Genomic DNA, 1,163 nt, shown 5'->3' with positions numbered 1-1,163 from the left:
GTCATCAACTCTGAGGAATGATGGCGTCTCTAAGCCTAGCGTTTAGGGTGACGATGATCTTTCGCATGACGGCAGCGATGGCCACCATTGGCTTTTTGCCGTTGGCAACAAGGCGTTTGTAGAAAGGCGCGAATTCGCCCTTTCCGGCTGCGGCGCGCAAGGCTGGCATGAAGAGGGCGGTTCTGACGTCAGGGCGGCCGCCGCGGATTTTGCGGTAGCCGTGTTTTTGGCCGCTGTCATTTGGGTGCGGGGCGAGGCCAGCAAGGGCTGCAGCCTTGCGGCGTGTCATGGAGCCGAGTTCCGGCAGGATGGCCAGAAGCTTGGCCGCCACGATCGGGCCGAGACTGTCCATGGCCGTGCAGACTGCGGCCCGGAACTTGAGGGTGCGGCTGTTGGCGATCAGCTCGCGTATCGCAGTATCGATGACTTTGATCTGCCGCTCGACGATTTTGATCACGGCCTCGAAGGAACTCGCAAGCTTGCGGCCCCCAGGTGCCTTGGCGCGGTTCTTCTCTGCAATCTTCATGGCGATGAGTTCCTGGCGGCGGCGGACCAGGGCGCGCAAGCTGGCCTCGTCGACATCGGGAGCCTGCCAAAGGGACAGTTTTGCCCAGCGCTCTCTGCCATAGGCGTAAAGCATGGCGGCATCGATGGCATCGCTCTTGCCGTGCGTGCCGTAGGAGCGGATGAAGCTCTTGACCTTGAGCGTGTCGGCGCGATGGCAGGCGATGCCGGCGCGCAGGCACTCCTGAAGCAGCAAGCCTTCATGGCCTCCCGTCGGCTCGCACACGACAAGGTCTATGTGTTTGTAGCTCTTGAGCAAGGCACGGATGGCGCGACGCTGATTGGCGATAGTGCGGGTGATGGCGCCGTCGAAGGCGGTGATGGTGTCCTTGGCGATGTCGAAGCCGAGGCACAATTGCGGTTGTTGGTGCAAGAAGGCCATGCTGGTGGTATCCTTAAAGGGCTTCGGATTGTTTGCGGGCGTGGCGCGAGCCAGCGGCCAATCAACTCTCCAAGCGATGGCGGACAAAGACGGCAGGGACCATGATGACGTCGGGTGTCACCCGATCCTTAGGGACGGTCGCCTGCCGCCGGGACTGCTGGCTGTGATGGGCCGCAGTCCCGGCCGCCAAACTACCCGATCCTTCTCAAACAATCCT

At 61.7% G+C, this 1,163-nt stretch carries 2 protein-coding genes; one reads left to right on the top strand and one right to left on the bottom strand.

What is annotated here, in order from left to right; translation table 11 throughout:
* Positions 1–4: 4 nt before the first annotated feature.
* A complete protein-coding gene (locus LB556_RS31530) occupies positions 5–946 on the bottom strand; it encodes an IS110 family transposase (RefSeq protein ID WP_224571283.1) in 942 nt (313 codons plus the stop codon).
* Between LB556_RS31530 and LB556_RS31525 the strand changes: the two genes are divergently transcribed.
* Positions 945–1,163, top strand: a 219-nt coding sequence (locus LB556_RS31525) for a hypothetical protein (protein WP_224571282.1), incomplete at its 3' end; no start/stop codon positions are given. The two genes, LB556_RS31530 and LB556_RS31525, sit on opposite strands and share 2 nt — an antisense overlap.

Origin of the sequence: Mesorhizobium sp. ES1-4, from assembly GCF_020164745.1 — a bacterium.
Lineage (GTDB): Bacteria > Pseudomonadota > Alphaproteobacteria > Rhizobiales > Rhizobiaceae > Mesorhizobium.
The sequence above is the reverse complement of the archived record's forward strand: the minus strand, read 5'-3'. Positions and strand labels throughout refer to the sequence as shown.

Coding starts and splice junctions, on each gene's coding strand:
- LB556_RS31530 (WP_224571283.1), bottom strand. CDS start 946: ATGGCCTTCTTGCACCAACAACCGCAATTGTGCCTCGGCTTCGACATC.